The organism is Micromonospora sp. NBC_01392 (genome assembly GCF_045040125.1).
Lineage (GTDB): Bacteria > Actinomycetota > Actinomycetes > Mycobacteriales > Micromonosporaceae > Micromonospora.
This window is the reverse complement of the sequence record NZ_CP109549.1, coordinates 6,564,034-6,589,559: the sequence shown is the minus strand read 5'-3', so window position 1 is coordinate 6,589,559 and position 25,526 is coordinate 6,564,034. Positions and strand designations below refer to the sequence as shown.

Here is a 25,526-nt window from a genome sequence, read left to right as displayed (position 1 = left end):
GGTGTCCCTCGTCATGGCCGATCCGCACTCCGGCGAGCGACAATGGCGCTTTCCCACCGCCGATTCCGGGGAGTCCACCGTGTCGTTGCCCCCGCTCGTCGAGCCCGCCGCCGAGCTGACCGTTGACGAGATCCGTCGCTACTCGCGCCACCTGATCATCCCGGACGTCGGGGTCGAGGGGCAGAAGCGGCTGAAGAACGCCCGGGTGCTCTGCGTGGGCGCCGGCGGTCTCGGCTCGCCGGCCCTGCTGTACCTCGCCGCCGCCGGCGTCGGCACGCTCGGCATCATCGACTTCGACACCGTCGACGAGTCGAACCTCCAGCGGCAGATCATCCACGGCGTCTCCGACGTCGGCCGGTCCAAGGCCGAGTCCGCCGCTGCCTCGATCCGCGAGATCAACCCGCTGGTCACCGTGGAGATCCACGACACCGCGCTGGACCGGGAGAACGTCCGGGACATCTTCTCCCGGTACGACCTGATCGTCGACGGCACCGACAACTTCGCCACCCGCTACATGGTCAACGACGCGGCCGTGCTGCTCGGCAAGCCGTACGTCTGGGGTTCGATCTACCGCTTCGACGGCCAGGCGTCGGTGTTCTGGGCCGAGCACGGCCCGTGCTACCGCTGCCTCTACCCGGAGCCGCCGCCGCCCGGCATGGTCCCCTCCTGCGCCGAGGGCGGCGTGCTCGGCGTGCTCTGCGCCTCCATCGGGTCGATCCAGGTCAACGAGGCGATCAAGCTGCTCGCCGGCATCGGCGAGCCGCTTGTCGGCCGGCTGATGGTCTACGACGCCCTGGAGATGAGCTACCGCAAGATCAAGGTGCGCAAGGACCCGAACTGCGCGCTCTGCGGCGAGAACCCCACGGTCACCGACCTGCTGGAGGACTACGAGGACTTCTGCGGCGCGGTCTCCGAGGAGGCGCAGGAGGCGGTGGTCGACTCCACCATCACCGCGCGGGAGCTGAAGGAGTGGCAGGACGCCGGCAAGGACGTCTTCCTGGTCGACGTGCGCGAGCCCGCCGAGTACGAGATCGTCCGCATCCCCGGCTCCACGCTGATCCCGAAGGGGGAGATCCTCTCCGGCGAGGCGCTGGCGAAGTTCCCGCAGGACCGGCAGATCGTGCTGCACTGCAAGTCCGGCGCCCGGTCCGCCGAGGCGCTGGCCGCGCTCAAGGCGGCCGGGTTCAAGGACTCCGTCCACGTGCAGGGTGGCGTGCTCTCCTGGGTCAAGCAGGTCGACCCGTCGCTGCCCGCGTACTGACGTCGATGTCGCCGAGGGCCCTTCCGGTGCGCCGGGAGGGCCCTCGGCGTCTGCCGCTTTCTGGCCGAGCTACCGAGGCGGGACCGCGTCCGCGCAGGTAGCGTCACGACCGTGGTCGATCTGGAAGCGGCGATCGGGTTCGTCGTGGCACACGGGGACGCGGTGGACCGGGCCCGCCTGTCCCGACTGCGTTCCGGCACGCCGGTGCCGCCGGCGGTGCTCGACGCGGCGGAGTCCGGTCAGGCTCCCGGCGGTGGCTGGCCCGCCGTGCTCGGCGGCGACGTCGCCTCCGTCGACGCGACCTGCTTCCGCCTCGCCGAGCTGGACGACCTCGGCGCGCTGGGCCGCCCCGCCGCCCGGCACGCGCTGGACTGGCTGGCCGCCGGCCAGCTCGCCGACGGTGGCTGGGACGAGCACCGGTCGCTGGCCGGGTTCGCGCCGGAGTGGGCCACTCCCGGCGACCCCGAGGCGCGGTTCTACCTGACCGCCGACGCCGGGTTCTGGCTCACCGTGGCCGGGTTGGACGCCCGAGCCGCCGGCCCGCTCGACCACCGCGTCGGCGGGGCGTACGCCGGGGTGGTGCAGGCGGCGGCCCACACGCTCGCCGCGCAGCTCGCCCCGGACGGAAGCTGGCCGTCGTTCCTGCCCGCCGGCTGGCTCGCCGCGGCGGTGCTGCACCGCCAGCGGATGTACCACGAGTCGGCCCGGATCCAGGCGGTGCTCGCCGACCGGATCCCGGAGATGTCCCCGGCCGACGTGGCGTGGCTCGCCGCCACGCTGCGCCGGGTGGAGGTGGGCGAGGAGCAGTGGCTGCTGGTCTCGGCGCGGCGTCGGCTGGCCGGGACGCAACGCAGCGACGGCGGCTGGGACAGCGACGACGGTCACCAGTTCGACGTGCACACCACGCTGCGCGCGATCCGGGCCTGCCGGCCGACCGAGCCCGAGGTCGCGGCGTCCGGGGCCCCGTTCGTGGCGCCGCGCGCCGCCGCGCTGCCCGAGCCGCCGTCCCGCCGCCGCGCGCCCGCGCCGCCCGCTCCGGCCGCGCCGCCCGTTCCGCCCGCGCCGGCTGAGCAGGCCGCGCCGGCCGTTCCCGACCCGGCCGCGCCCGCGGCCCCGGCCCTGCTTCCGGCCCCGGCCGCACCCCCGACCCGGCTTCCGGCCGTGGTTCCGCCTCCGGCGGTGGTCCCGGCTCCGGTCGTGGTCCCGGCTCCGGTCGTGGTCCCGGCTCCGGTCGTGGTCCCGGCTCCGGTCGTGATTCCGGCTCCGATTGTGGTCCCGGCCGGGACGCCGGGTCGGGCTCCGGTTGTGGTCCCGACCGGGACGCCGGCTCCGGCCCCGAATCCGCTCCGGGTGGCGTAGCCCGCAGCCACGGGCGCGAGCCGGGACCGGGTGCGGCTCAGCGCAGGTGGCCGTCGCCGGTGACCACGTACTTCGTGCTGGTCAGCTCCGGCAGGCCCATCGGGCCGCGAGCGTGCAGCTTCTGGGTGGAGATGCCGATCTCGGCGCCGAACCCGAACTCGCCGCCGTCGGTGAACCGGGTGGACGCGTTCACCATCACGGCGGCGGCGTCCACCCGGGCCACGAACTCCCGCGCCGCCCGCTGCGAGTCGGTGACGATCGCCTCGGTGTGGCCGGTGCCGTAGCGCCGGATGTGCGCGACCGCCGCGTCGAGCGAGTCGACCACGGCGACCGAGATGTCGGCGGACAGATATTCGGTGGCGAAGTCCTCCTCGGTCGCCGCGACCACCGCGTCGGAGTGGGCGGCCACCTCCGGGCTGCCGTGCACGGTCACCCCGGCCTCGGCGAACGCGGCCAGCACGGCCGGCAGGAACGCGTCCGCGACGGCCCGGTGGACCAGCAGCGACTCGGCCGTGTTGCAGGTGGACAGCCGCTGCGTCTTGGCGTTCAGCGTGATCGCCACCGCCTTGTCGAGGTCGGCGGCGGCGTCCACGTAGACGTGGCAGTTGCCCACCCCGGTCTCGATCACCGGCACGGTCGACTCCTCGACCACGGCCCGGATCAGCGACGCGCCGCCGCGCGGGATCAGCACGTCGACCAGGCCCCGGGCGCGCATCAGCTCCTTGACCGAGTCACGCGAGGACGCGTCGAGCAGTTGCACCGCGTCGGCCGGCAGGCCGGCCCCGGCGACCGCGTCGCGGAGCACCGTGACCAGGGCGGCGTTGGAGTGCGCCGCCGAGGACGAGCCGCGCAGCAGCGCCGCGTTGCCCGACTTCAGGCAGATGCCGGCCGCGTCCACGGTCACGTTCGGCCGGCCCTCGTAGACGATGCCGACCACCCCGAACGGCACCCGGACCTGGCGCAGCTCCAGCCCGTTCGGCAGCGTGGACCCGCGGACCACCTCGCCGACCGGGTCGGGCAGCGCGGCCATCTCGCGCAACGCGTCCGCGATGGCGGCGACCCGGCCCTCGTCGAGCGCGAGCCGGTCCAGCACGGCCGCGGTCAGTCCGGCGTCGCGCCCGGCCGCCAGGTCCGTCGCGTTCGCGGTCAGGATCTCCGGGGTACGCGCCACCAGCGCGTCGGCCATCGCGTGCAGCGCGGCGTCCTTGGCGGTACGGGTGGCCGCCGCCAGGGCCTCCGCCGCGTCCCGGGCCCGGCGGGCCTGCTCGACGACGCTCATGGTGCGCTCTCCTTCGCAGTGGCGTTAGGAGGGGCCCCCTGTTATGCAGAATGCGTTAACAGGGGGCCCCTGCTTACAACAAGACGAGGTCGTCGCGGTGGACGACCTCACGTTCGTAGGCCGGGCCGAGCGCCGCGGCGAGTTCCGCGGTGGAGCGGCCGAGCAGGCCGGGCAGCTCCACCGCGTCGTAGTTGACCAGGCCACGGGCCACCGGCGCGCCGGCGGTGTCGACCAGGTCCACCGGGTCCCCGGCGGTGAACGCGCCGTCCACCGCGGTGATGCCGGCCGGCAGCAGCGACTTGCGCCGACCGACCACGGCCTGCACCGCGCCCGGGTCGAGGTGCAGCCGGCCGCGCGGCGCGGTGGCGTGCGCCAGCCAGAACAGCCGGGCGGCCGGGCGTCGGCTGCTGGCGTGGAAGAACGTGCCGACCGGCTCGCCGGCCAGCGCCGGGCCGGCCAGCGGCGCGGCGGTGAGCACCACCGGGATGCCGAAGCCGGTGGCGATGCGCGCCGCCTCCACCTTGGTGACCATGCCGCCGGTGCCCACCCCGGCCCGGCCGGCCCCGCCGACGTCGACGCCGGCCAGGTCGCCCTCGCCGTGCACCTCGGTGACCCGGGTGCTGTCCGGACGGGTCGGGTCGCCGGTCCAGAGCGCGTCCACGTCGGAGAGCAGCACCAGCAGGTCGGCGTCGACGAGCGCGGCGACGAGCGCGGCGAGCCGGTCGTTGTCGCCGAACCGGATCTCGTCGGTGGCCACCGTGTCGTTCTCGTTGACGATCGGCACGGCCCGCAGGTCGAGCAGCTTGCGCAGCGTGCGGTACGCGTTGCGGTAGTGCGCCCGCCGGGTCACGTCGTCGACCGTGAGCAGCACCTGCCCGACGGGGTGACCGTGCCGGGCGAACGCGGTGGCGTACCGGCCGATGAGCAGGCCCTGGCCGACGCTGGCGGCGGCCTGCTGGGTGGCCAGGCCGCGCGGGCGTCGGGGCAGCCGGAGCGGGGCGAGGCCGGCGGCGATCGCACCGGAGGAGACCAGCACCACCTCGCGTCCCGCGCCGATCAGGGCGGCGAGCGTGTCGACGAGCGCGTCGACCCGGGCGTCGTCGAGACCGCCCGTCGCGGTGGTCAACGAGGACGATCCGATCTTGACCACGATCCGGCGGGCCGAGGCGACTGCTTCACGCACCCGACCATTCTGCGGGTCGCGGTCCGCGCGATCGTGGCGCGTTCCCATATCGTGGCAGCTCGTGACACCTGACGAGTACGTCGAGGCGGTGCTGACGCTGGTCGAGCGCATCCCGCCCGGGCGGGCGATGTCGTACGGGGCGGTGGCCGACGCGCTGGCCGAGCGGTCGGGGCGGGCATCGGCGCGGCTGGTCGGCTCGATCATGGCGCGGCACGGGGGCGGGGTGCCGTGGCACCGCGTGGTGAACGCGGCCGGCCGGCTGCCGCCGGGGCACGAGCCTCAGGCGCGGGCCCGGCTGCGCGCCGAGGGCTGCCCGTTGCGCGGGGATCGGGTCGACCTGGCGGTGGCCGCCTGGTCGCCGGAGGAGGGGATGTGACCGCGACCATAACGTGAGTAACATTCGACTCCATGACAGCTTCGGGCCTGCCCCGCCGGGTGCACCTCGGGTACGCGTCGGGCTCGCTGGTCACCGGCGCGTTCGGGACCGTGCCCGGGCTGCTCCTGCTGCCGTACCTGACCGACACGCTGGGCGTGGCGGCCGGGCTCGCCGCGCTGCTGGTGCTCCTGCCGAAGGCGTGGGACGTGCTGGTCAACCCGGTCGCCGGCCGCGTCTCGGACCGGACCCGCTCGCGCTGGGGCGCCCGCCGGCCCTACCTGCTCGGCGGCGGGCTGGCGCTGGCCGTGCTGTTCGCCGCGATCTTCGCCGCCCCGTTCGGGCGCGGCCCGGCCGCCGCCGGATACGTGGCGCTGGCGTTCCTGGCCACCGCGACCGCGTTCGCGTTCTTCCAGGTGCCGTACGTGGCCATGCCGGCCGAGCTGACCGCCGACCCGGCGGAGCGTACCCGGCTGATGACCTGGCGGATCGCGGTGCTGGCGCTGGCCATCCTGGTCTCCGGCGCGGTGGCCCCGGCGGTGGTGGCCGCCGGTGGCGACGGCGTGCCCGGTCACCGCTGGATGGGCCTGTTCGTCGCCGCGCTGATCGTGGTGGGCGCGGTCGGCGCGTTCCTCGGCACCCGGTCCGCGCCGGCCGGGACGGTCGGGGAGAGCGAGCCGAGCCTGCGCGCCCAGCTCGCGGTCGCCGGCCGCAACCGGCCGTTCCGGGTGCTGCTGGTCTGTTTCGTGCTCCAGTCCGCCGGGGTGGCGACCGTGCTGGCCGGCGTGAAGTACTTCGCCGACCAGGTGCTGCGCGCGCCGGACAGCGGGCCCACCCTGCTCTTCGCCTGCTTCGTCGCGCCCGCGCTGCTGGTCATGCCGCTCTGGCGCCGGGCCGGCGACCGGCTCGGCAAGCGCACCTCGCTGGTCGCCGCGTCGCTGCTCTTCGCGGCCGGTGCGCTGGCCCTGGTCGCCGCGCCCGCGCTGCCGGCCGCCGGGGTGTACGCGGTGGTCGCGCTGATCGGCGTCGGCTACGCCGGCCAGCAGGTGTTCGCGCTGGCCATGCTGCCGGACTGCATCGCGTACGACACCGCGCGCACCGGCCGTCGGCAGGCCGGGGTGTTCACCGGGCTGTGGACCGCCGGCGAGACGTTCGGCCTGGCGCTCGGGCCCGGCATCTACGGCCTGGTGCTCCAGCTCTCCGGTTACGTCTCCTCGTCGACCGGTGCCGCCGCCGTCCAGCCGGACTCCGCCCGGCTCGGGGTGCTGCTCGGGTTCACCGTGCTGCCCGCCCTGCTGGTGGCCGCCCCGGTGGCGCTGCTGCGCGGCTACACGCTCACCCCGGCCGACCTGACCACCGCGTCCGGCGGCACCGCGTCCGACGCCGGCGCGTCCGATGGCAGCGCGTCCGGGTCGGGCGACACCGCTACCGCGCCGGTGGCTCGGGCGTGAGGCGCCGCACCCGTCCGCCGGTCGACGCGGACCGTCACGAGAGGAACACCTGATGAGCGACACGGCGGGGACGGGCGCGCTGCCCGCGCGAGGGGTGCCGGCGGCGCGGGTGCTTGACGAGATCCGGGCGCTGCGGTCGGCCGACCGCCCGACGCACGGCGGCCGGCTGTTCGCCTACGTCTACGACCCGGGCGTGGCCGGCCTGGACGAGCTGGCCCAGGCCGCGTACGCGGCGAGCGCGCACGTCAACGGCCTCGACCCGACCGCCTTCCCGTCGCTGCTGGCGATGGAGAACGCGTTGGTCGCCGCCGCCGCCCGGCTGCTCGGCGGCGGCCCCGGCACCGCCGCGCCGGACGTGGTGGGCAGCGTCACCGGCGGCGGCACCGAGTCGCTCCTGCTCGCCGTCAAGGCCGCCCGGGACGCCCGCCCCGAGCTGACCGCGCCGCGGCTCGTGGTGCCGGCCAGCGCGCACGCCGCGTTCGCCAAGGCCGCCCACTACCTGCGGGTCGAGCTGGACACGGTGCCGGTCGACCCGGCGACGTTGCGTCCGGCGGTGGCCGACGTGGCCGCCGCGATCCGGCCGGAGACCGTGCTGGTGGTCGCGTCCGCGCCGTCGTACGCCCACGGCGTGGTCGACCCGGTGGCCGGGATCGCCGAGGTGGCGGCCGGGGCCGGGGTGCGCTGCCACGTGGACGCCTGCTTCGGCGGCTGGGCGCTGCCCTGGCTGCGTCGGCTCGGCGCGCCGGTGCCGCCGTTCGACTTCGCCGTGCCCGGCGTCACCTCGGTCTCGGTCGACCTGCACAAGTACGCGTACGCGCCGAAGGGCGTGTCGGTGCTGCTGCACCGCGATCCGGCGCTGCGCGCCCCGCAGTTCTTCGCGTACGCGGACTGGCCCGGCTACACGATGGTCAACCCGGTGATCGCCTCCACCCGGTCCGGCGGCCCGATCGCCGCCGCGTACGCCACGTTGCGGCACCTCGGCGAGGACGGCTACCTGCGACTGGCCGCGTCCACCCGGGACGCGGTCGCCGGGCTGGCCGACGCGGTGCGGGCGTCGGACGGGCTGCGGCTGATGGCCGAGCCGGAGTCCACAGTGGTGTGCTTCACCGCCGACGACCCGAAGCTGGACCTGTTCGTGCTGGTCGACGAGCTGACCGCGCGTGGCTGGCACACCCAGCCCCAGCTCCGGTACGCCGACCTGCCGGCCAGTGTGCATCTCACGGTGACCGCCGCGGTGGCGCCCCGGGTGGCCGAGTTCGCACCGGCGCTGGCCGACGCGGTCGCCGCGGCGCGGGCCGCCGGCCCGGTCGTGCTGCCGCCGGAGCTGCGGGCGCTGGCCGCCGGCCTCGCCCCGGAGGCGCTCACCCCGGAGCTGGTGGCCGGGCTGGCCGAGGGGCTCGGCCTGGCCGGCGGGGTCCCGGACCGGATGGCGGTGGTCAACACGCTGCTCGACGCCGCCCCGGCGGCGGTCCGGGAACGCCTGCTGGCGGAGTTCGTCGGGCTGCTCCAGCGACCCGCCTGGTGAGCCCGGCCGCCCCGTCGGAGCAGCCCGGCCGCCCGCCGGAGCAGCCCGGCCGGCGCGTGGGCGCCGGCCGGGCGAGGGGGTGTCAGCCCGCGTCGGCCACCGTCACGGTGAACGAGGCGGCGTTGTCCGCCGGGGCGGCGTCGGGCACCGTGACGGCGTCCCACTGGGTGTTGAGCTGGAGCGTGGCGGCGCCGAGGTCACCTGGCACGGTGCCCGGCTCGGCGTAGAGCAGCACGTCGAAGCTCCGCTGCTCGCCGGCCATGAAACGTCCGCCCGGCACGGTGAAGCTGGTGAAGAAGCTCGGTGCGTCCTGCGGGTCGGTGCCCCAGATCTGCACGCCCGCCGGCAGCCCGGTCGCCTCGGCCCAGAGCTGGTCGTGCGCGGTGTCACCGGCCCACCCGACCGTCACCGGCAGCCGGCCCCGGTAGCTGCCGTCCTCCTGGCGGGTCAGCGTCGCCGCCCCGGCCGTGGTGATCGAGGCACGGGCCTGGGTGTCCTGCACGTAGGGCACCGGGTCGCGCAGCGACCCCGTGGTGGAGCGGAACCGTGCCGCGTAGCTGGCCCGGTCGGCGACCTCGTCCCGGCCGTCGCCGACGTTCACCGAGATCGTGCCGCCCTTCGCGATCATCGCGACGTCGCGGGTCGCCGTGAGCACCTCGAACGTGACGGCGAACTGCCGGCTCTCGCCCGGCTCGATGTCGCCGCCGGGCACGCCGCAGGTGGCGGTCCGCCGGTTGTCCTGCAACGCCCCGAAGCCGCACGCCTCCTCCGGGTTCACGCCGCGGAACGAGCCGGCCACCGGCTCCCGCAGGAAGACGCTGAAGTAGGTGGCGACCGGGCCGTTGTTGGTCACCGTGACCGGCAGGCTGCCGTGGTAGCCGCGCGCGCCCGGTTCCAGCACCAGCCGACCCACCGAGATGTCGGCGGCCGGGTCGGTGGTGGGTGCGGCGGCGGCCGGAGCGGTGAGCGCCAGCAGCGCGGCGGCCGAGCCGAGCAGGACGCCGGCGAGCCGGCCTCCGATACGTGTCCTCATCTGGAAGGTCCTCCCAAGGTCCCCGTCACCGCGCGGCTGGTCCGCGCGGCGTCACCGGTAGCACGCGACGGGCGTCGATCCGGTTGCGATCTCTTTCTGGATGGAATCCGACAGCGGTTCAGCGGTACGTGTAGCGGTCCTCGTTGTTCTCGTGGTTTGGGTCCATCAGCGGGTCGGCGTCGGTGCCGACCGGCGTCACCTCGGCGATGCCGGTGCCGCTGGCGCTGTTCGTGTTGCGCAGGCCGAACCGGAAGATCCGTTCCGCGCCGGGTCCGAGCGGACCGAAGCGGCAGATGATCGGTCCCTTCGGCGGTGCCCCGTCCCGGCAGGCCGACCAGGCGTCACCGTCCGCGACGGTGCCCACCTGCATCCGCAGGTGCAGTTCGACCAGCTCGGCCGGGACCGCGCTGAGGTTCCGCACCGTGACCGCGATCGTCCCGGTACGTGCGCCGTCCGCGTCCGGCGCGCTCCACGCCACGTCGCCGGCGGAGACCGTCAGGTCGGCCAGGTGCGGGTTCGGGCCGAACGAGGTGGGCCCGTCCACCTGGTCGAAACGCGTGCCGGTCCACCGGTAGCCGCGCCACTGCCGCTGCGACCAGTCCAGCGACCAGCCGCCGCCGGGCGCGATGTCCGCCATCTCCACCCGGACCGTGCCGCGGTCGGTGACCTGTGCGTCGAGCAGCCACTCGGGAGCCGTCTTCGCGGACCGGGCGACCTGGCCGAGGACGACGATCCGGCCGTCGGCGTCCCGGTCGAGCGCCACCACCTGGGACGGGCCGTGCTGAAAGATCTGGCAGCGGAGCAGGGCGACCGTCTCCACCGTGCCGTCGCCGTCCACGTCGCCGTGGACGAGCTCCTCCAGCAGCACGTCGCCCTCCTTGCGGTAGCTGGCGGCGATCCGGGTCGGACCCGCCGTGCAGTCCGGGTCGGGTGTCCAGGCCGGCAGGTCGACCCGGGCAGCCAGCAGTTGGGACCGGCTGATCCGTCCGTCCGGTGCGGCCCGGCTCGGGCTGGCGGTGCTCGGCGCCGGCGTCGTCGGCGGCGGGGGTGGCGACGACGTGGTCTCGGACGGGCTCGGGGTGACGGTCTGGGCCGGCGTCGGGGGCGGCCCGGTGCGCCGGTGCAACGCCCCACTGGCCCCCACCGGCACCGCCACCGCGAGCACCACCGCCGCGGCGGTCACCACCGTGGTCCGCCGGCGGCGCCGGCGCACGGTCCGCCGGACCGCCGCCGTCCCGGCCGGGTGCACCACCGGCACGTACGCCGCGCGGAACTCGGCGAACTCGCCGCCGACCAGGATGTCGTCGGGCTCAGTCATGGTGGTGCACCTCGTTCGTGGTGGTGAGTTTCGCTGCCAGCGCGGCCCGCCCCCGGTGCAGCCAGGACTTGACGGTGCCCTCCGGCACGTTCTCCTGGGCCGCGATCTGCGCGACGCTGAGATCGGCCAGGTAGTGCAGGACCACCGCGCGACGCTGGTTGGCGGGCAGGTCGGCCAGCGCCGCGGTCAACGCGACGCGGTCCGGCCCGGGCCCCGGCACGTGCTCCTCACGCTGCCGGTGCAGCCACGCCTGGGCCGTCCGCACCCGCCGCCACCGGCTCGTCGCCAGGTTCCATGCCACCCGACGGATCCAGGCCAATGGATCGTCGTAGCGGGACACCCGGGACCAGCGCGCGAACGCCCGGCAGAACGCCTCCTGCACCATGTCCTGCGCCTGGGCCAGGTCACCGCAGTAGGCGGTGAGCTGAACGGTCAGCGACCGGAAGTGCGCATGGTAGAGACCGTCGAAGTCGACCGGCCCCGCTCCGGCCGGGCGCCTCGTGGTCTCCTCGGGCGGCGGCTCGTCGAGCCGCGGCTCCCTCGTCACTGTCATCCGGTCCTCCCCGTGAGCATGCCGCCGGCGCGGTCACACCGGTCACACGTCCGGACGCCGGTACGGGTTGCGGCCGTTGCCGTACCGGCGGGTGGCCGACTGTCCGGTCGGGGACAGCGGCGGTGGCCGGCGGCCGGTCCGGGCCCCGGACGCTGTGGTTGACTGTCGGTTCGGGGACCGTGGAGGGAGAGTCAGGTGCAGTTGCCGGCCGTGCTCGGTGAGCCGATCCGGTTCGTGCTGAACTGGGGCCGTCGCTACTCGCTCTGGGTGTTCAACTTCGGCCTGGCCTGCTGCGCCATCGAGTTCATCGCGACCAGCATGGGCCGACACGACTTCATGCGCCTCGGCGTGATCCCGTTCGCCCACGGCCCCCGACAGGCCGACCTCATGGTGGTCAGCGGCACGGTCACCGACAAGATGGCCCCGGCGGTCAAGCGGCTCTACGACCAGATGCCCGAGCCGAAGTACGTCATCTCGTTCGGCGCCTGCTCCAACTGCGGCGGCCCGTACTGGGACTCCTACTCGGTGACCAAGGGCGTCGACCAGCTCATCCCGGTCGACGTCTACGTGCCCGGCTGCCCGCCCCGCCCGGAGGCGCTGCTGCACGGCATCCTCCGCCTCCAGGAGAAGATCGCCGCCGAGCAGTCCGGCCTCGGCGGCGTGCCTCGCCCGGACCGGCTCGCCTCCCCGGCGGACGTGCTCCCGCGCCCGGTCGAGGCGCTGACCGCGCCCCCGGTGCGTCCCCCGATCGGCTGACCCGCTCCGGTGGCGCGGCGGGGCTAGCCTGCGGACCATGACCGACTCCGCGGAGAAGCGTTCCGCCTACATCGTCGACGTGCTGACCGAGGAGTTCGGCGCGTCCATGGCGATCGACCCGGCGGCGTTCCGCCGGAAGTTCCGCAAGATGGCCGCCTCGCCGTTCGCGTTCTACCGCGGCAGCGCCGCGCTGTTCTACGCCGACCAGCGCGGCGACTTCGCCAGCGACCGGTTCCTCGACGACCGGACCAGCCGGGTGTGGATCCACGGCGACCTGCACGCCGAGAACTTCGGCACCTACATGAACGCATCCGGCCGGCTCGTGTTCAACGTCAACGATTTCGACGAGGCGTACGTCGGGCCGTTCACCTGGGACCTGAAGCGGCTGGCCGCCAGCGTGGCCCTGCTCGGCTACGCCAAGGCGCTCTCCGACCGGGTGATCGGCGAGCTGGTGACCGGCTTCGCCCGGTCGTACCTGACCGAGCTGCGGGCGATCGCCACCGGTGGGGACGACGCGATCGGCTCGATCACGTTGGAGAACGCCGACGGCGTGCTGCGCCGGGTGCTCCAGCAGGCCCGGCTGAGCACCCGGGTGGATCTGCTCGCCACGCAGACCACCGTCGACAACTACGAGCGGCGGTTCTCGCTCGGCGACGGCGTGCACGAGATCGACGCCGCCACCCGGGAACGGGTCTGCGCCGCGTTCGGCGACTACCTGCACACGCTGCCGGAGTCGAGCGCCCGACTGCGCCCGGTGGCGACCACCATCAAGGACGTGGTGCTGCGCAAGGGCGTCGGCATCGGCTCGGCCGGGCTGCCGTCGTACAACCTGTTGCTGGAGGGGCACACCGAGGCGCTGGAGAACGACGTCGTCATCTACATGAAGCAGGCCCAGGTGCCGGCCGTGGCGCGGCACATCGACGACGAGCGGGTCCGGTCGTACTTCCGGCACCAGGGGCACCGCACCGCCGAGTCGCAGCGGGCGTTGCAGGCGCACGCCGACCCGTGGCTGGGTTTCACGGAGCTGGACGGCGTGGGCCAGCTCGTCGCCGAGGTCTCCCCGTACGCGGCGGACCTCGACTGGGCCGACGTGAACGAGCCCGAGGACCTGGCCGGGGTGCTCACCGACCTGGGCCGGGCGGTGGCCCGGATGCACTCGGTTGCCGACGACGAGTCCAGCCACGACCTGGTCGACTACTCCACCGAGGAGTCGATCGTCGCGGCCGTGGACGCCGACGTCGACGGCTTCGTCGACTACCTGGTCGACTTCGCCCACCGGTACGGCATCCGGGCCCGCGAGGACCACCAGCTCTTCGTGGACCTGTTCCGCAACGGCCGGCTGCCCGGCATCTGAGCCGGCGCCCGGCTCACTGCGCGAAGTCCAGCACCACCTTGATGTCGTCGCCGGTCGACGCGTACGCCTCCCGGTACGCGGAGACCGGCACCCGGCGGGTGACCAGCGAGGTCAGCCAGGACCGGTCGGCGCGGGCGAGCGCCTCGGCGGCCAGCTCCCAGTGCCGGCGGCCCGCGTTGACCGACCCGAACACCACGTTGTTCTCCAGCACCAGCTCCCGGTTGAGCGCGCCGGCGTCGAAGTCGATGGTCCGGCCGCCGCTGGACACCCCGGTCAGGCAGACGATGCCGTTCGGCGCGGCCTTGCACATCGCGTCCAGCACCACCGGCGGCGCGCCGGTGCACTCGACCACCACGTCCGGTGCGAGGTCCAGCTCGGCCACCGTCGACGTGTGGTACGTCGCGCCGAGCGCGCGGACCAGGTCCGGCTTCGGGCCGGTGGTGTTGCGGTCCAGCACGTGCACGGACAGCTCACGCTGGCTGGCCAGCAGCGCGGCCAGCAGACCGATCGGCCCGGCGCCGGTGATCAGCGCGGTCTTCGGCTTCCACTCGGCCCGGCGGCCGATCCGCTCGATGTGGTCCCACGCCTTCGCCACCACGCTCGTCGGCTCCAGCAGCATGCCCACCGACTCCAGCGCCGGGTCCAGCCCGACGGCGAACTTGGGCGGCAGCCGCCAGCGGTCCCGGGCGAAGCCGGGCAACCCCTTGATGCCGTGCTCGGTGTACCGCCCGTTGCGACACATGTCCCACTCGTCCACCGCGCAGTTCGCGCAGGGCACCGGGTCGGGGCGGCGGACCACACCGGCCACCAGGTCACCGGGGTGCAACGTGCCGGTCGGGTCCTCCAGCACCCGACCCAGCGACTCGTGCCCGAGCACCAGGCGCTCCTGACCCGGCGGCGCCTCGCCGTACTCCCCGGCGATGATCTCCTGGTCGGTGCCGCAGATGCCGACGGCCAGCGCCTCGACCAGGATCGCGCCCTCCTCGGGCGCCGGCTCGGGCCAGTCCTCGGTGAGCCGCAGCGAGTCCGGGACACCAGGGGTCACAGTCACAGCGCGCACGGCCCTCATCTTTCCCCGCCGGCCGGCCGCCCGCTCGGCAAAGCGGCGAACCGGGCCCGGACGGCCCGACCCGGCCGCGAGCTGCCGGCCATAGGATCAGCGCATGACTCCGGAAGAGGTCGGCCGTCGCGTGGTCGTGCTGCTCGCGCCCGTCGAGGCCGCCGCGTCGGTCTCCGGCGGTCAGGGGTACGCCCGCGCCACCGTCGACGTACCGCCGGCGAGCTGGGCGGACGCGGTGCGCGCGGCGCGCGACGACGCCGAGCTGGGCTGCGACTTCCTCGACTGGCTGTCGGCGGTGGACGAGCTGGCCGACGGCTTCGACGTGGTGGCGCACCTCTGGTCGGTGCGGCACCGGCACGGGCTGCTGCTGCGCACCCGGGTCCCCCGGGACACGCCGGTCGTGGCCTCGGTGGTCGACGTCTTCCCCGGCGCGGCCTGGCACGAGCGGGAGACCCACGAGATGTTCGGCATCGACTTCGCCGGGCACGGCGAGCTGCGGCCACTGCTGCTGCCGCCGGAGTTCGAGGGGCACCCGCTGCGCAAGGAGTTCGTGCTGGCCTCCCGCGTGGCGAAGCCGTGGCCGGGCGCGAAGGAGCCGGGCGAGTCGGAGGCGGGCGGCGGTCGCCGTCCGGTCCGGCCGCCGGGCGTGCCCGCGCCGGGTGAGTGGGGGACGACGCCCACGCCGGCCGGCGCGGCCGGCGTCGGCGAGGGCCCACGCGGCGGTACGCCGGCCCGCCCGGCCCGCGAGCGACCACCCCGCCCGGCCCCGGGCGAGCGTCCGGCGCGCCCCGCGTCCGGCGAGCGCCCCGCGCCTCCAGCTTCCGGTGAGCGTCCGCCGCGCCCGGAGGCGGGCGAGCGCCCGGAGTCCGGCGAGCGCCCGGTACCTCCGGCCTCCGGTGAGCGCCCCGCGCCTCCGGCCTCTGCTGGGGGTGGGACGCGGCCGGGCCCCGAGGCTCGTCCGGTCCCGGGCGCGTCCCGGCCGACCGGCCCGGCCCGGCGGGAACCCGCCCCGCCGCCGGCGGAACCCGGCCCGCTCGGGCGCCCGCTGCCGGGGGAGCGACCGACCGGCCCCGCACGGCAGGAACCGGCGGACGACCGGCCCGCCGGCCCGGCCCGGCCCGACGCGGGCTCCGGCGCCGAGGCGGGGGAGGACTGATGCCGGACTGGTTGGAGCTGGTCCTGCGGGTGGCCGGCGTGCTGGTCGCGTTCCTCACCCTGCCGCTGATCGTCGGCCAGGCCGAACACAAGGTGATGGCGCACATGCAGGGCCGGCTCGGCCCGATGTACGCGGGCGGCTTCCACGGCTGGGCGCAGCTCGTCGCGGACGGCATCAAGTTCGTGCAGAAGGAGGACGTCACCCCGCGCGAGGCGGACCGGCCGGTGTTCCGGCTGGCGCCGGCGGTGGCGCTGGTGCCGTACCTGCTGGTGCTGCTGGTCATCCCGCTCGGCCCCGCGGGCCTGGTCGCCCAGCCGCTGGACATCGGCCTGTTCTTCGTGCTCGCCGTGGTGGGCATCGGAGTGCTGGCGGTGCTCATGTCGGCCTGGGCGTCGGCCAACAAGTACAGCCTGCTCGGCGGGCTGCGCGGCGCGGCCCAGTTGCTCGGCTACGAGCTGCCGCTGGTGTTGGCCGCCGCCTCGGTGGCGATGGCGGCCGGCACGCTGAGCCTGAGCGGCATCGTCGAGGCATGGCGGCCGTGGTGGCTGCTCTGGCAGGCGCCGGCCATGGTGATCTTCTTCGTGGCCGGGCTGGCCGAGATCCGCCGTCCACCGTTCGACATGCCGGTGGCCGACTCCGAGCTGGTCTTCGGCTACATGACCGAGTACACCGGCCTGCGCTTCGCGTTCTTCCTGCTCGCCGAGTACGTCGGCATCGTGGTGATCGCGGCGCTGACCACGGTGCTCTTCCTCGGCGGCTGGCAGGGCCCGTTCGCCGACGCGCAGCTCGGCTGGCTGTGGACGCTGCTCAAGGTGTTCGCCGTGGCGTTCGTGATCATCTGGCTGCGGGTGAGCTACCCCCGGCTTCGCGAGGATCAGCTCCAACGCCTCTGCTGGCTGGTCCTGGTCCCCCTCGCGCTGGCCCAGCTCGTCCTCACCGTCGCCGTCCGCCTGGCGCTGTAGCCCCGCGCCCGCGCCCCGCGCCCCTTTACGGGTCGCACGCTTTCACGGAAAGAGTGGCTAACGGGGCTCGAATAGCCACTCTTTCCGTGAAAGTGCAAGATCGCGGGGCGGGGTGGGGCGGGGCGGGGCGGGTCAGCGCAGGGGGGTGTGGGCGGGGTCCACGCGCTCGGCGGGGGGCGGAGGCGGGGGTGGGGTGCCGTCGCCGAAGGGGCGGCCGCCCAGGTCCTCGCGGCCGTGCGGGGTCAGCCAGTTCGACAGGTCGGGGCCGAGCGGCACGATGCCGGTCGGGTTGATATCCCGGTGGACCTCGTAGTAGTGCCGCTTGATGTGGTCGAAGTCGATCGTGTCGCCGAAACCCGGCGTCTGGAACAGGTCCCGGGCGTACGCCCAGAGCACCGGCATCTCGCTCAGCTTCTGCCGGTTGCACTTGAAGTGCCCGTGGTAGACCGGGTCGAAGCGGGCCAGCGTGGTGAACAGCCGCACGTCCGCCTCGGTGATCGTGTCGCCGACCAGGTACCGCTGGCCGGTCAGCCGCTCGCTCAGCCAGTCCAGCCGGTCGAAGAGCCGGTGGTACGCCTTGTCGTACGCCTCCTGGCTGCCGGCGAAGCCGCACCGGTAGACACCGTTGTTGACGTCGGCGAAGACGACCTTGTTGACCTCGTCGATCTCGGCGCGCAGCGGCTCCGGGTACAGCTCCGGCGCGCCCGGCCGGTGGTACGCGGTCCACTCGGTGGACAGGTCCAGGCTCATCTGCGCGTAGTCGTTGGTCACCACCTGGCCGGTGGCCACGTCGACCAGCGCCGGCACGGTGATGCCCCGCTCGTAGCCGGGGAAGCGGGCGAAGTAGGCGTCGGCGAGCCGCTCGATGCCGAGCACCGGGTCCTTGCCGCCGGGGTCGAGGTCGAACGTCCAGCTCCGCTTGTCGTGCGTGGGGCCGGCCACGGCCTGTGAGATGGCGTCCTCCAGCCCGAGCAGCCGGCGCACGATGATCAGCCGGTTCGCCCACGGGCAGGCCCGGCTGACCGCCAGCCGGTAGCGGCCCGGTTCCACCGGCCAGCCGTCCCGCCCGTCGGCGGTGATCCGGGTGGCGATGTACCGCTGGTCGCGGGTGAACTCGCCGCCCGGTTCCACGTACTTGCCGCCGGTCCGGTCGAGGATCTCGTCGTCGCTGCCGCCCACGCCCACCTCCCAGGTTGTCGTCACCTCCCATCATGGTCGCTCGCACCGGTCCCGGCAGTTCGAGCGGCGGAGACCGTCGCGCCGGTCCGTCCCGGCGGGCCGGGTGCCGCCGGGCCGGCATAGGCTGCCGGCCGTGACCGATCTGGAGGCGGCGGCCCGACGATTCATCGCCGACGTGTGGAACGCCGGCCGCGAGGACAGCGCGTACGAGCTGGTGGCCCCGGAGTGCCCCGGGCTGGGCGGCGCCGGGCCGGCGGCGGTGCTGGCCGGACACCGGGACCGGCGGGCGTCCTTCCCGGACCTGCGCTACAAGATCGTCGAGCTGGTGGCCGGCGACGGACGGGTCGCGGTGCACTGGCGGGCGGCCGGCACCCAGGCCGGGCAGTTCGGTCCGGTGCCGCCGACCGGGCGGGTGGTCAGCTACTCCGGGGCGTCGTTCCTGCGCTTCGACGACGCGGGGCGGATCGTGGACGTGTGGAGCGTCAACGAGCTGTTCCAGGTGCTCCAGCAGCTCGGTGTGGAGATGTTGCCGCCGCTCACACCCGGCGGGGCGTGATCCGGCTGATCGGCAGGTTCACCGGGAACGGCTCGCCGGTGTCGACGAACTTCGTCCACCGCCCGGTCTCCGTGTAGACCTCGTGCACCGGATCAATCTTGTAGGTGTGGACGACGAGGCCCCCGTCCTCGATCTCGATCCGCCAGTGGAACGGGATGCCGGCCTGCGCGTAGAGCGCCGGCTTGAGCACCCGGTCGATGGAAATGGTGCGAGGCGAGACGATCTCCACGGCGAGCACCACCTCGTGCGGCTCATACCGGGACGGCTCGCGGGCGGCGGCCGCCGCGGTGGTGACCAGCACGTCCGGGATGAAGAAGCGGTCCCGGTCGAGCCGCACCCCCACCGCCTGGGTCACGTCGTACCCGGCGGGGCAGTCCTCGTGGAGGGCCACCATGAGCAGGGCAGCGATGCTCTGGTGCGTCTGGCCGCGCAGGGACAGGAGCATCGCGCCGTCGACCAGTTCGCGACGGCGACCGTCCTCCGGCAGCAGGTCCAGGTGATCGGTCGTCCAGCCGCCCACCGGCGGGCGCAGACTCTCCAGGTCGGCGGTCATCGACCGGCCCTTCCCGGTGTGTCGTTCTCCCCGCGCTCACGATAGCGCCGCCAAGAGTCGGGTGGTGGTCGCGCGCGCCGGGGGCACAGGGCAGGATGGGCGGCATGAGCGAGCACGGTGGAGTGCCCGGCGGCGGGCTGGTGAAGGGCCTGGCGGTCACGTTGAAGACGATGACCCGCCGGTCGACCACCCAGCAGTACCCGGACGTGGCGCCCGAGCTGCCGCCCCGCTCCCGTGGCGTGATCGCGCTGCTGGAGGAGAACTGCACGGTCTGCATGCTGTGCGCCCGCGAGTGTCCGGACTGGTGCATCTACATCGACTCGCACAAGGAGGAGGTGGCGGTGCCCGGCGCCGCCCGCCCCCGGCAGCGCAACGTGCTCGACAAGTTCGACATCGACTTCTCGCTCTGCATGTACTGCGGCATCTGCATCGAGGTCTGCCCGTTCGACGCGCTCTACTGGTCGCCCGAGTTCGAGTACGCCGAGTACGACATCAAGGACCTGCTGCACGACAAGGACCACCTGGGCGAGTGGATGGGCACCGTACCGCCGCCGCCGGCCCACGACCCGCTCGGCGACCCCTCGAAGGAGGAGACCACCGCCGCCCGTAAGGCCGCCGCGCCCGCCGCTCGTCCGGCCCCGACCCGGGTACGCTCCGACGACGCCGACTCCCCGGGCGGAGGCGCGGCCTCATGACCGGTGCGGACGTGCTGCTGCTCGCGCTCGGCACGGTGGCGGTGGGCGCGGGTGCGCTGGTGGTGGGCACCCGCCACCTGGTCCGGGCCGGGCTGTGGCTGGTGGTGTGCCTGGGTGCGCTGGCCGGCGACTACCTGGTGCTCACCGCCGAGCTGGTGGCCTGGGTGCAGGTGCTGATCTACGTGGGCGCGGTGGTGGTGCTGCTGTTGTTCGCGGTGATGCTGACCCGGGCCCCGATCGGCCCCTCGGACGACCTGGACCGGCCCGGCTGGCCGGCCGCGCTGGTCGGCGCCGGCAGCGGCCTCGGCCTGGCCGTGCTGCTTGTCGACGCGTTCCGGTGGTCGCGGGTGGAGTTGCCGGCGGCGGGGACCGCCGAGCGCCTCGGCGAGCAGGTGTTCCGCTCCTGGGTGCTGCCGTTCGAGGTGCTCTCGGTGCTGCTGCTGGCGGCGCTGGTCGGCGCGATCGTCCTCTCCCGCCCGGACATCGGCCGCCCGACCGGGCCCGTCGACACCGCCGGCCCGACCGCGGGCGCCGACCCGACCGCGGGCACCGGTCCGGCCGGCGAATCCGGGCCGGCCGCCGGTCTGGAACCGGCCGCCGCAGCCGCCGACGAGGGCGGGCGCCGGTGAGGCCGGTCATCCCGTACGTCACCGCCGCGCTGCTGTTCGGCCTCGGCGTGTACGGCGTGCTGCGTCGCCGCAACGCGGTGCTGGTGCTGATGGCGGTGGAGTTGATGCTGAACGCGGTCAACCTGGTGCTGGTCACCGCGGACACCACGGTCCAGGCCGCGTTGCCGCACTCCGGGCAGGTGTTCGCGCTGTTCGTGATCGTGCTGGCCGCCGCCGAGATCGGTGTCGGGCTGGCCATCGTGCTCCAGCTCTACCGGCTGCGGGCCAGCGTCACGGTCGACGACGTCCCGCTGGCCGAGCGGTCCTCGGAAGGCGCGGCCCGATGAGCGCGTCGACGGTCTGGCTGGCGGCGGTGCTGCCGGCCGCGCCGCTGGTCGCCGGCCTGCTCGGGCTGCTGTTGCCGCCCGCGTCGCACGGGGACCGGGCGCCGGCCCGGAAGCTGGCGGTCGGGCTGGGGGTGACCGGCGCGGCGGTGGCGTCGCTGGCCGCGTTGGCGTTGCTGGTCCGCGTGGACGGGCCGGTGGAGGCGGCCACCACCTGGGTCGAGGTGGGCGGGCTGCGGGTCACGTTGGGCCTGCGGCTGGACGGCGTGGCCGTGCTGGTCGCCACCGCGGTCACCGTGGTGGCGCTGGCCGTGCAGGTCTACTCGACCGGTTACCTGCGTCGCGGGCCGCACGACGACGTCGACGTGGACCACCGCTACCCGCCGTACGCGGCGCAGCTCAGTCTCTTCACCGCCGCCATGCTGACCGTGGTGGTCTCCGGCGACCTGATCATGCTGCTGGTCGGTTGGGAGGTGATGGGCATCTGCTCGTACCTGCTCATCGCCCACGACCGGCGGCTGCCGGAGGCGCCCGGCGCGGCGGTGAAGGCGTTCCTGGTCACCCGCGTGGGTGATGTGGGCTTCCTGCTCGGCATCGCGCTGCTCGGCGTGGGCGCGGGCAGTTTCCGGATCGCCGACGTGCTGGCGCACGACTACGGCACCGGCACGCTGACCGCGGCCTGTCTGCTGCTGCTGGCCGGCGTGGCCGGCAAGAGCGCCCAGTTCCCGCTGCACACCTGGCTGCCGGACGCGATGGCCGGCCCGACGCCGGTCTCCGCGCTGATCCACGCCGCGACCATGGTGGCCGCCGGGGTGTACGCGGTGGCCCGGCTGTTCCCGCTGTTCGAGCGGGCCCCGGCCGCGCTCGCCGTGCTGGGCGTGATGGCGGCGGTCACGATGCTGCTGGGCGCGTTCGCGGCCACCGCCCAGGACGACCTCAAGCGGGTGCTGGCCTGGTCGACGGTCTCCCAGATCGGGTACATGACCGGCGCGCTGGCGGTCGGCGCGCCGGCCGCCGCGCTGTTCCACCTGCTCACCCATGCCGCGTTCAAGGCGCTGCTGTTCCTCGCCGCCGGTGCGGTGATCCACGCGGTGGGCACCACGCTGATGTCCCGGATGGGTGGCCTGCGCGCCGGTATGCCGGTCACGTTCTGGTGCATGGTGGTGGGGCTCGGCGCGTTGGCCGGGGTGCCGCCGCTGTCCGGTTTCTGGAGCAAGGACGGCGTGCTGGCCGCCGCCGAGGCCGCCGCGCTCGACGACGCCGGCCCGACCGCGCCGTGGGTGGGCTGGCTGGTCTGGCTGGCCGGGCTGCTGGGGGTGGCGGTCACCGCCTGGTACGCGACCCGCCTGCTGCTGCGCGTGTTCTTCGGCGCGACCCGTACGCCACTGCTCCGGCCGCACGATCCGCCGGCGTCGCTGCGTTGGCCGGTGCTGCTGCTGGCGGTGCCGGCGGCGCTGCTCGGGCTGGCCGCGTTCGCGCCCTGGTTCGCCGACCGCCTGCGGGTGCCGGGTGACGCCTCCGGCGAGGCGGTCGAGCTGGTGCACCTGGCGCCGAACCTGATCCTGCCGTTCCTGCTGCTGGTGGCCGGCGCGGGCGGGGCCTGGGCCGGCTGGCGTCGGGACCCGGCCGCCGACCCGGCCCGCTTCCTGGGTCCGCTGCGGCCGGTGTTCGCCCGGGCGTTCCGGCTCGACGACGTCCAGCACGCCCTGGTCGTACGCCCGACCGGCGCGTTGGCGCGGGCCGTGCGGGCCGGCGACGAGTTGGGCGTGGACGGCCTGGTCGAGGGCGCCGGCCGGGCGGCGGTGGAGGCGGGCGGCGGGCTGGCCGCGCTGCACCGGGCGGCGCTGCCCCGCGCGGTGGCCGGCGTGCTGGCCGGCGCGTTGCTGATCGGCCTGGCGGTCGCCCTGATCGGAGTCACCTCATGACGTTCGGGCAGGTCCTGCTGGTGGCCGTGGTGGCGGTCCCGGCGCTGGGCGCGGTGGCGACCGCCGCCGTGCCGGGTGACCGGGCCGGCCGGCTGGTCGGCACCGTCGCCGCCGCGTTGACGCTGCTGGCGACGTTGCCGCTGGTCGGCGGCGAGCACGGCTGGTTCGGGTACGGTCCGCGCCCGGCGGTGCAGCCGTGGCACCGGCTCGACGTGCCCTGGGTGCCGGGCCTCGACCTGCGCTTCCACCTGGGCGTGGACGGCATCTCCTGGCCGCTGGTGGTGCTGACCGCGCTGCTCACGGTGCTGTGCTGCGGCTACACGTGGTGGCGGGTGCCGGCCGGCGGCGGCAGCGGGCGGGCGCTGGTGGCGTTGCTGCTGGTGGTCGAGGTGGGCATCCTCGGCACGTTCCTGGCGCTGGACCTGGTGCTGTTCTTCCTCTTCTTCGAGGTCGTCCTGCTGCCGATGTACGCGATCATCGCCGGCTGGGGTGGCGACGACCGGCGGCGGGCGGCCCGCAAGTTCGCGCTCTACACGCTGTTCGGTTCGGTGTTGCTGCTGGTCGGCGTCTACGTCGTGGTGGCCGCCGCGGGCACCGCCGACCTGGTCGCGTTGACCGGTGGCGCCGGCCTGTCGCGGAGCACCCAGCTTGCCGCGTTCACGCTGCTGGCGTTGGCGTTCGCGGTGAAGAGCCCGCTCTGGCCGCTGCACTCGTGGCTGCCCGACGCGCACACCCAGGCGCCGACCGTGGGCAGCGTGATCCTGGCCGGGGTGCTGCTGAAGATGGGCACGTACGGGCTGATCCGGGTGGCGGTGGGGGTGGCTCCGGAGGGGGCCCGCTGGGCGTCGCCGGTGCTCGGCGCGCTCGCCGTCGCGGCCATTCTGATCGGTGGCCTGGTCTGCCTGGCGCAGGACGAGCTGAAGCGGCTGATCGCGTATTCGAGCGTGGGGCACATGGGCTTCGTGCTGCTGGGGGTGGCCACGCTCACCGCCACCGGCCTCCAGGCGGCGCTGATCGGCAACATCGCCCACGGGGTGCTCACCGGCCTGTTGTTCTTCCTGGCCGGGGCCGTCAAGGACCGGACGCACACCGGTTCGTTGGCCGAGCTGTCCGGGTTGCGGGAGACCGCGCCCCGGTTGGCCGGGCTGCTGGGCTTCGCGGCGGTCGCCTCGCTGGGGCTGCCCGGTCTGGCCGGCTTCTGGGGTGAGGCGTTCGCGGTGGTGGCGGCCGTGCGGCGGGGCGGCCCGCTGTGGCTGACGCTGGCGGTGCTGGCCGCGCTGGGCGGCGCGCTGGCCGCCGCGTACCTGTTGCGGTTGTTGCGCCGGGTCACCCACGGCCGGCCCTCCCCGGCGGTGGCGCCGCTCGGGCCGGGGCTGGCCGGCGCGGAGTTGACCGCCTGGGCGCCGCTGGTGCTGCTGGCGCTGGCGGTCGGCCTGGCCCCGGCGTTGGTCCTGTCCTACGCTTCCGGCCCGGTGGAGGCGCTGCTGGGGGTCGTGCCATGAGTCTGGTGCAGAGCGTCGACAACGTGGCGTTGCTGCCGGGTTACCTGGCGGCCGGCACCGCGATCCTGGTGCTCCTGGTGGACCTGCTGGTGGCCCGTTCGACGGTGACGGTGGTCGTGGCGGCGCTCGGCGCGGCCGGCACCGCGGCCGGTGCGGCGCTGGTCGGCGCGGCCGGCACCCGGCGCACGTTCTGCGTCGGCGCGGACTGCTCCTGGGTGTGGAACGGTCGGGCCGCGTTGGCGGCGGTGGTGATCGCGTTGCTCACGCTCGGTGTGCTGGCGATCTCCGGTCCGCTGCTGCGCGCCGGGCGCACGCCGGCCGGCGAATACTGCTTCCTGCTCGCCTGCGCGATGACCGGCGGCGTGGTGCTCGGCGCGGCCGGTGACCTGATCACACTGATCGTGGCGTTGGAGACGTTGACGCTGCCGTTGTACGTGCTGGTCGGGCTGCGCCGGGCCAGCCTGGCCGGGGCCGAGGCGGCGGTGACGTTCTTCGTGGTCAGCGTGGTCGCCACCACTGTGACGCTGCTCGGTGCCGCGCTGCTCTACGCGGTCACCGGCAGCCTGCACCTGGACCGGCTCGGCGCCACCCTGGCGGCGCGGGACGACCTGACCGACCTGCCGCTGACCACTGTCGCGGTGGCGCTGGTGGTGGCCGGGCTGGCGTTCAAGGTCGCCGCGGTGCCGTTCCACGCCTGGGCGCCGGCCACCTACGACGGCGCGCCGCTGCCGGTGGCCGCGTACCTGTCGACTGCGTCGAAGCTGGGCGGCGTGGTGGCGTTGCTGGCGGTGGTGCAGCGGGCGCTGCCGGGTGGGGTGACCGGTCCGGTGCTGGCGTTGCTGGCGGTGCTGACGATGACGGTGGGCAACCTGGTGGCGCTGCGTCAGCGGCGTACCGTGCGGTTGTTGGCTTGGTCGTCGGTGGCCCAGGCGGGCTACATTCTGGCCCCGCTGGGCGCGTTGGCGTTGGCCGCCGGGCGCACCCCGGACGCCCGCGCCGGGGCGTACGCGGCAGCGGTCGCGTACGCCGTGTTCTTCGTGCTGCTGGAGCTGGCCGCGTTCGCCGCGGTGGTGGCGTTGCGGCCGGCGGACGGCGACGGCGGCACGCTCGCCGACCTGCGCGGCGCGGCGCGGCGGCACCCGTGGGTGGGTGGCGCGTTCGCGTTGGCGCTGATCGGGCTGGCCGGGCTGCCGCCGGGGCTGGCCGGGCTGTTCGCCAAGGTGACGGTGGTCCGGTCGCTGCTGGCCGGGCACGCCGGCTGGCTGGCCCTGGTGGTGGCGTTGAACGCGGTGCTGGGCCTGGCGTACTACCTGCGGGTGACGGCGTCGCTCTACGCGGTGCCGAGCGGCGTCGCCGCGGCCCGACCGGCCCGCGCGGTGGCGGTCGCGCTCGGGGTGGCCACCGTGGCGGCCGTGGTGATCGGGGTCGCACCGCAGCTCGTGCTGGACGTGGCGGCCCGCTGACCGGTTCCTGCCCGGGTGGGCGGTCGGTTCAGCCGGCGCACAGGAATCCCCAGTCAACTTTCAGCCATGAGCCGGATG

At 74.6% G+C, this 25,526-nt stretch carries 23 protein-coding genes and 1 pseudogene; 16 read left to right on the top strand and 8 right to left on the bottom strand.

Annotated features, from left to right (window positions below):
• The first annotated feature begins 13 nt into the window (after positions 1-13).
• Positions 14-1,261 (top strand): adenylyltransferase/sulfurtransferase MoeZ, encoded by a 1,248-nt coding sequence (moeZ, locus tag OG767_RS28815; RefSeq protein WP_405091283.1) that lies wholly within the window; start codon positions 14-16, stop codon positions 1,259-1,261.
• Between the two features lie 111 nt (positions 1,262-1,372).
• Positions 1,373-2,620 carry a hypothetical protein gene (locus OG767_RS28810; protein ID WP_405091282.1) on the top strand — a complete coding sequence of 416 codons (1,248 nt, stop codon included), beginning with the start codon at positions 1,373-1,375 and terminating at the stop codon, positions 2,618-2,620.
• Between the two features lie 37 nt (positions 2,621-2,657).
• Here the strand turns inward: OG767_RS28810 and OG767_RS28805 are convergent, their stop codons facing one another.
• Complete coding sequence (locus OG767_RS28805) at positions 2,658-3,899, bottom strand: glutamate-5-semialdehyde dehydrogenase (RefSeq protein ID WP_405091281.1); 1,242 nt, start codon at positions 3,897-3,899, stop codon at positions 2,658-2,660.
• Positions 3,900-3,972: 73 nt separating this feature from the next.
• Entirely contained in the window at positions 3,973-5,130 is a 1,158-nt protein-coding gene (gene proB, locus OG767_RS28800; protein WP_405091280.1) for a glutamate 5-kinase, read from the bottom strand.
• A gap of 13 nt (positions 5,131-5,143) precedes the next feature.
• Between proB and OG767_RS28795 the strand changes: the two genes are divergently transcribed.
• Genes OG767_RS28795 through OG767_RS28785 form a run of 3 tightly spaced genes read left to right on the top strand, consistent with a single transcriptional unit; the run spans position 5,144 to position 8,431 of the window.
• Complete coding sequence (locus tag OG767_RS28795) at positions 5,144-5,458, top strand: MGMT family protein (protein ID WP_405091279.1); 315 nt, start codon at positions 5,144-5,146, stop codon at positions 5,456-5,458.
• 32 nt (positions 5,459-5,490) lie between these two features.
• Positions 5,491-6,906, top strand: coding sequence for an MFS transporter (locus OG767_RS28790; protein WP_405091278.1), 1,416 nt, complete (start codon positions 5,491-5,493; stop codon positions 6,904-6,906).
• A 52-nt stretch (positions 6,907-6,958) separates the two neighbouring features.
• Positions 6,959-8,431 carry a pyridoxal phosphate-dependent decarboxylase family protein gene (locus OG767_RS28785; protein WP_405091277.1) on the top strand — a complete coding sequence of 491 codons (1,473 nt, stop codon included), beginning with the start codon at positions 6,959-6,961 and terminating at the stop codon, positions 8,429-8,431.
• Between the two features lie 82 nt (positions 8,432-8,513).
• Here the strand turns inward: OG767_RS28785 and OG767_RS28780 are convergent, their stop codons facing one another.
• The 3 genes from OG767_RS28780 to OG767_RS28770 form a co-directional block, all read right to left on the bottom strand.
• Positions 8,514-9,464: a hypothetical protein gene (locus OG767_RS28780; RefSeq protein WP_405091276.1), complete on the bottom strand. Its 951-nt coding sequence runs from the start codon at positions 9,462-9,464 to the stop codon at positions 8,514-8,516.
• Between the two features lie 118 nt (positions 9,465-9,582).
• A complete protein-coding gene (locus OG767_RS28775) occupies positions 9,583-10,782 on the bottom strand; it encodes a hypothetical protein (RefSeq protein WP_405091275.1) in 1,200 nt (399 codons plus the stop codon).
• The gene (locus tag OG767_RS28770) at positions 10,775-11,335 is read right to left on the bottom strand and encodes a SigE family RNA polymerase sigma factor (RefSeq protein ID WP_405091274.1); all 561 of its coding nucleotides are present in this window, start codon (positions 11,333-11,335) and stop codon (positions 10,775-10,777) included. Before OG767_RS28770 ends, OG767_RS28775 begins: the two co-directional genes overlap by 8 nt.
• A 195-nt stretch (positions 11,336-11,530) precedes the next feature.
• On the opposite strand from OG767_RS28770, the gene OG767_RS28765 reads away from it, so the two are divergent.
• Positions 11,531-12,091 (top strand): NADH-quinone oxidoreductase subunit B, encoded by a 561-nt coding sequence (locus tag OG767_RS28765; RefSeq protein WP_405091273.1) that lies wholly within the window; start codon positions 11,531-11,533, stop codon positions 12,089-12,091.
• A 37-nt stretch (positions 12,092-12,128) separates the two neighbouring features.
• Positions 12,129-13,445 carry a DUF2252 domain-containing protein gene (locus OG767_RS28760; RefSeq protein ID WP_405091272.1) on the top strand — a complete coding sequence of 439 codons (1,317 nt, stop codon included), beginning with the start codon at positions 12,129-12,131 and terminating at the stop codon, positions 13,443-13,445.
• Between the two features lie 13 nt (positions 13,446-13,458).
• Here the strand turns inward: OG767_RS28760 and OG767_RS28755 are convergent, their stop codons facing one another.
• Positions 13,459-14,505: a glucose 1-dehydrogenase gene (locus tag OG767_RS28755; protein WP_405091271.1), complete on the bottom strand. Its 1,047-nt coding sequence runs from the start codon at positions 14,503-14,505 to the stop codon at positions 13,459-13,461.
• 103 nt (positions 14,506-14,608) lie between these two features.
• On the opposite strand from OG767_RS28755, the pseudogene OG767_RS28750 reads away from it, so the two are divergent.
• A pseudogene (locus tag OG767_RS28750) lies at positions 14,609-15,205 on the top strand (NADH-quinone oxidoreductase subunit C); the annotation flags it as partial.
• 455 nt (positions 15,206-15,660) lie between these two features.
• A complete protein-coding gene (nuoH, locus tag OG767_RS28745) occupies positions 15,661-16,623 on the top strand; it encodes an NADH-quinone oxidoreductase subunit NuoH (protein ID WP_343445002.1) in 963 nt (320 codons plus the stop codon).
• A gap of 132 nt (positions 16,624-16,755) precedes the next feature.
• On the opposite strand, the gene OG767_RS28740 is transcribed toward nuoH, so the two are convergent.
• A complete protein-coding gene (locus OG767_RS28740) occupies positions 16,756-17,808 on the bottom strand; it encodes a glutathione S-transferase family protein (RefSeq protein ID WP_405094338.1) in 1,053 nt (350 codons plus the stop codon).
• Positions 17,809-17,935: 127 nt separating this feature from the next.
• On the opposite strand from OG767_RS28740, the gene OG767_RS28735 reads away from it, so the two are divergent.
• Entirely contained in the window at positions 17,936-18,358 is a 423-nt protein-coding gene (locus tag OG767_RS28735; protein ID WP_405091270.1) for an ester cyclase, read from the top strand.
• Here the strand turns inward: OG767_RS28735 and OG767_RS28730 are convergent.
• Complete coding sequence (locus OG767_RS28730) at positions 18,339-18,911, bottom strand: Uma2 family endonuclease (protein ID WP_405091269.1); 573 nt, start codon at positions 18,909-18,911, stop codon at positions 18,339-18,341. The genes OG767_RS28735 and OG767_RS28730 overlap by 20 nt on opposite strands.
• A 104-nt stretch (positions 18,912-19,015) precedes the next feature.
• Between OG767_RS28730 and OG767_RS28725 the strand changes: the two genes are divergently transcribed.
• Genes OG767_RS28725 through OG767_RS28700 form a run of 6 tightly spaced genes read left to right on the top strand, consistent with a single transcriptional unit; the run spans position 19,016 to position 25,448 of the window.
• Positions 19,016-19,606 (top strand): NADH-quinone oxidoreductase subunit I, encoded by a 591-nt coding sequence (locus tag OG767_RS28725; RefSeq protein ID WP_107157406.1) that lies wholly within the window; start codon positions 19,016-19,018, stop codon positions 19,604-19,606.
• Positions 19,603-20,235, top strand: coding sequence for an NADH-quinone oxidoreductase subunit J (locus OG767_RS28720; protein ID WP_405091268.1), 633 nt, complete (start codon positions 19,603-19,605; stop codon positions 20,233-20,235). The genes OG767_RS28725 and OG767_RS28720 overlap by 4 nt, the downstream gene beginning before the upstream one ends.
• Positions 20,232-20,561, top strand: coding sequence for an NADH-quinone oxidoreductase subunit NuoK (gene nuoK / locus OG767_RS28715; protein ID WP_405091267.1), 330 nt, complete (start codon positions 20,232-20,234; stop codon positions 20,559-20,561). Before OG767_RS28720 ends, nuoK begins: the two co-directional genes overlap by 4 nt.
• The gene (locus OG767_RS28710) at positions 20,558-22,483 is read left to right on the top strand and encodes an NADH-quinone oxidoreductase subunit L (protein ID WP_405091266.1); all 1,926 of its coding nucleotides are present in this window, start codon (positions 20,558-20,560) and stop codon (positions 22,481-22,483) included. The genes nuoK and OG767_RS28710 overlap by 4 nt, the downstream gene beginning before the upstream one ends.
• Entirely contained in the window at positions 22,480-23,985 is a 1,506-nt protein-coding gene (locus tag OG767_RS28705; RefSeq protein ID WP_405091265.1) for a NuoM family protein, read from the top strand. Before OG767_RS28710 ends, OG767_RS28705 begins: the two co-directional genes overlap by 4 nt.
• On the top strand, positions 23,982-25,448 hold the full coding sequence (locus tag OG767_RS28700) for an NADH-quinone oxidoreductase subunit N (RefSeq protein WP_405091264.1): 1,467 nt from the start codon (positions 23,982-23,984) through the stop codon (positions 25,446-25,448). Before OG767_RS28705 ends, OG767_RS28700 begins: the two co-directional genes overlap by 4 nt.
• Positions 25,449-25,526: the final 78 nt, after the last annotated feature.

What these genes read in the sequence shown, in the direction of transcription:
- moeZ (WP_405091283.1), top strand. Translation starts at nt 14, where the DNA reads ATGGCCGATCCGCACTCCGGCGAGCGACAATGGCGCTTTCCCACCGCC.
- OG767_RS28805 (WP_405091281.1), bottom strand. Translation starts at nt 3,899, where the DNA reads ATGAGCGTCGTCGAGCAGGCCCGCCGGGCCCGGGACGCGGCGGAGGCC.
- proB (WP_405091280.1), bottom strand. Translation starts at nt 5,130, where the DNA reads ATGGGAACGCGCCACGATCGCGCGGACCGCGACCCGCAGAATGGTCGG.
- OG767_RS28790 (WP_405091278.1), top strand. Translation starts at nt 5,491, where the DNA reads ATGACAGCTTCGGGCCTGCCCCGCCGGGTGCACCTCGGGTACGCGTCG.
- OG767_RS28785 (WP_405091277.1), top strand. Translation starts at nt 6,959, where the DNA reads ATGAGCGACACGGCGGGGACGGGCGCGCTGCCCGCGCGAGGGGTGCCG.
- OG767_RS28780 (WP_405091276.1), bottom strand. Translation starts at nt 9,464, where the DNA reads ATGAGGACACGTATCGGAGGCCGGCTCGCCGGCGTCCTGCTCGGCTCG.
- OG767_RS28775 (WP_405091275.1), bottom strand. Translation starts at nt 10,782, where the DNA reads ATGACTGAGCCCGACGACATCCTGGTCGGCGGCGAGTTCGCCGAGTTC.
- OG767_RS28770 (WP_405091274.1), bottom strand. Translation starts at nt 11,335, where the DNA reads ATGACAGTGACGAGGGAGCCGCGGCTCGACGAGCCGCCGCCCGAGGAG.
- OG767_RS28760 (WP_405091272.1), top strand. Translation starts at nt 12,129, where the DNA reads ATGACCGACTCCGCGGAGAAGCGTTCCGCCTACATCGTCGACGTGCTG.
- nuoH (WP_343445002.1), top strand. Translation starts at nt 15,661, where the DNA reads ATGCCGGACTGGTTGGAGCTGGTCCTGCGGGTGGCCGGCGTGCTGGTC.
- OG767_RS28730 (WP_405091269.1), bottom strand. Translation starts at nt 18,911, where the DNA reads ATGACCGCCGACCTGGAGAGTCTGCGCCCGCCGGTGGGCGGCTGGACG.
- OG767_RS28725 (WP_107157406.1), top strand. Translation starts at nt 19,016, where the DNA reads ATGAGCGAGCACGGTGGAGTGCCCGGCGGCGGGCTGGTGAAGGGCCTG.
- OG767_RS28720 (WP_405091268.1), top strand. Translation starts at nt 19,603, where the DNA reads ATGACCGGTGCGGACGTGCTGCTGCTCGCGCTCGGCACGGTGGCGGTG.
- OG767_RS28710 (WP_405091266.1), top strand. Translation starts at nt 20,558, where the DNA reads ATGAGCGCGTCGACGGTCTGGCTGGCGGCGGTGCTGCCGGCCGCGCCG.
- OG767_RS28705 (WP_405091265.1), top strand. Translation starts at nt 22,480, where the DNA reads ATGACGTTCGGGCAGGTCCTGCTGGTGGCCGTGGTGGCGGTCCCGGCG.
- OG767_RS28700 (WP_405091264.1), top strand. Translation starts at nt 23,982, where the DNA reads ATGAGTCTGGTGCAGAGCGTCGACAACGTGGCGTTGCTGCCGGGTTAC.